Genomic DNA, 2,550 nt, shown 5'->3' on the forward strand with positions numbered 1-2,550 from the left:
GGCGAGCCGCCGAGACCGCGTCGAGCCCGGCTTCCGGGAAAAGCTCGCCGAGCGTGCGCGCCGCCGCCGTCACTCGCCGACCACCGCGCCGACCGGGATGTTCCCGAGCAGCTCGGTGGCGCTCGGCGCTTCGTAGTCCGGCGTCACGCCGAGGAGCGGCGCGACCCGCTCCACCATGTGGCCGCCGATCGGAACCGCGTTCCACCCCGAGGTCGAGAAGCCGTGGGTCTCCGGCAGCGACTTGGGCTCGTCCAGCACGACCAGCAGCATGTATTTCGGGTCGTCCATCGGGAACACGCCCGTGAAGGCGGTCAGGTTCTTCGTCTTGGAATAGCGGCCGTTCACCACCTTCTCCGCGGTGCCGGTCTTGCCGCCGACGCGGTAGCCCGGGATGTCAGCCTTCTTGGCTGAGCCCTTCTCGGCGTTGAGCCTCATGAGGTAGCGCATCTCGACGCTGGTCTTGGCCTGGATGACCCGCGGCGCCTCCGCCATCGCCTCCTCGACCGTCCGGTGCAGGAAGGTCGGCTTCACCAGATAGCCGCCATTGACCAGCGCGCTCACCGCCATGACGGACTGGATCGGCGCGATCGCGATGCCGTGGCCGAACGCGATGGTGATGGTGTTCAGCTCGCCCCATTTCGACGGGTAGATCGGCCGCGAGCTCTCCGGCAGCTCCGTCTTCAGGCGGTCGAGCTGGCCCATCTTCTTCAGGAACGCCTTGTGGGCGTCGATGCCAAGCGCGAGCGCGATCCGCGCCGTGCCGATGTTCGAGGAGTGCACGAAGATCTCGGGCACGTTGAGGATGCGGCGGGTCGGGTGGAAATCGTGGATCAGGAAGCGGCCGTGGCGCAGCGGAGCGCGCGCGTCGAAGCGGCTCATCAGATTGACCTTGCCGCTGTCGAGGCCCATCGCGAGCGTCAGCGCCTTGAAGGTCGAGCCCATCTCGAACACGCCGACATTGACGCGGTTGATCGCCTCGGGCTTGAGCGCGTCGGACGGCGTGTTCGGGTCGTAGTCGGGCAGCGAGACCAGCGAGATGATCTCGCCTGTCCGCACGTCGGCGATGGCCGCGGAGGCTGCGATCGCCTTGAACTTCGTCATGCCGGCGACGAGCTCGTCGCGCATCGCGTGCTGGACCTTGAGGTCGAGCGACAGCCGGACAGGCGGCAACCGGCCGCCCTTGGCGGCCGCCGCGGCCGCTTCGGCCGTCTTTCCGCTGGTGTCGAGATACTTCTCGATCCCGGCGATGCCCTTGTTGTCCACGTCGGCGAAGCCGAGGATGTGCGAAACCGCCGGCCCGTTCGGATAGACGCGCTTGTTCTCCGTGACGAAGCCGACGCCCGGTATGCCGAGGCGGAAGATCGCGACCTGCTGGCGGGGCGAGATCTCGCGCTTGATCCAGACGAAGCCGCGCTTGGTGGAGAGCTTGGCCTGAAGCTCCTTCTCGTCGAGCTCGGGCAGCGCCTGCCGCAGCAGGTCCACGGCCTCGTCGACATCGATGATGTTCTTGGGCTCGGCGTAGAGCGACGCGACCTTGACGTCGGTCGCCAGCACCATCCCGTTGCGGTCCACGATGTCGGGCCGCGAGATCGCCGCCGCCGTCTCGGCGACCTCCGCAGCCGTCTCGGCGCCCGGCGCGACCGCGTAGTGCACGAGGCGGCCGACGATTGCGATATAGACGATGCCGAAGGCGATCGCGGCCATTCTCAGGCGGCCGGTGGTCAGGCCGAGTCCCTCGCCGGAGCCGACCAGGATGCGAATAACCCGGCGGACGAAGCGCACGCCGATCACCGACCAGACCCACAGCCGGCGCGCCGTGGCGACGGTGAAGCGGCCGAGCGCCGCGCCTATCAGCGCGCCGTTGCGGAACGTTCCGTCCAGAACCTCCTGCCCCGTCATTGCGCCAGTCCCATTTTCTTCAGGAAGTCCGTGAGGTTCATCGGCGCGGTCGTCTTCGGCGACGACAGCGGCTTGGCGGCCGGTCGCGAGGCCGGCGCCCTGAGTTCTGCGGCCGGCTTGACCGCGATGGTGGCCTTCTTCGCCGGCGGCTGAGGCTGCGGCTTGCGCGCGGTGGCGGCGGCCGGCGTGTCGACGGCGATGCTGGCGTCCTCTCCCATCAGGCCGAGCGCCTCCAGCTTCTTGCCGATCTCGTCCACCGGCGCCGGCCGGTCGGGCAGCGCGGCGAGCTTCACGGTCTGCTCGCGGGCGAGCGGGCCGAGTTCGAGATGCTGCTTGGCGAAGCTCTGGATGCGGTCCGGCCGCGCCAGATAGGCCCACTCGGCCCTGAGGGTCTGGATCGCGTCCCGTTCGGAGGCGATCTCCCGCCTGAGCTTCGCGGCGTGCTCGGCGTGCATCGTGGCGTCGTATTTGATGCGGTAGACGGTGACCGCCGCGCCCACCAGGGCGCCGAGCGCTATCACGTTGAGGACGCGCGCGATCTTCATGACGCGTCTCCCATCAGCCGCGCGATCGGCAGGCGCGGCACGCCATATGCGAGGGCGTCGCCGCCGCGGGCCGGCGCGCTGGTGCGGACCGCCGACCGAAGCCGGG

The 2,550-nt window shown here is 69.2% G+C and carries 2 protein-coding genes; both read right to left on the reverse strand.

What is annotated here, in order from left to right; all coding sequences use genetic code 11:
- Nucleotides 1–69: 69 nt before the first annotated feature.
- The gene (locus tag ACIKT0_RS16755) at nt 70–1,899 is read right to left on the reverse strand and encodes a peptidoglycan D,D-transpeptidase FtsI family protein (RefSeq protein WP_407106514.1); all 1,830 of its coding nucleotides are present in this window, start codon (nt 1,897–1,899) and stop codon (nt 70–72) included.
- Nucleotides 1,896–2,444: a cell division protein FtsL gene (ftsL, locus tag ACIKT0_RS16760; RefSeq protein WP_407106515.1), complete on the reverse strand. Its 549-nt coding sequence runs from the start codon at nt 2,442–2,444 to the stop codon at nt 1,896–1,898. Before ftsL ends, ACIKT0_RS16755 begins: the two co-directional genes overlap by 4 nt.
- Between the last annotated feature and the right edge of the window lie 106 nt (nt 2,445–2,550).

The organism is Hansschlegelia beijingensis (assembly GCF_045505405.1).
Lineage (GTDB): Bacteria > Pseudomonadota > Alphaproteobacteria > Rhizobiales > Methylopilaceae > Methylopila > Methylopila beijingensis_A.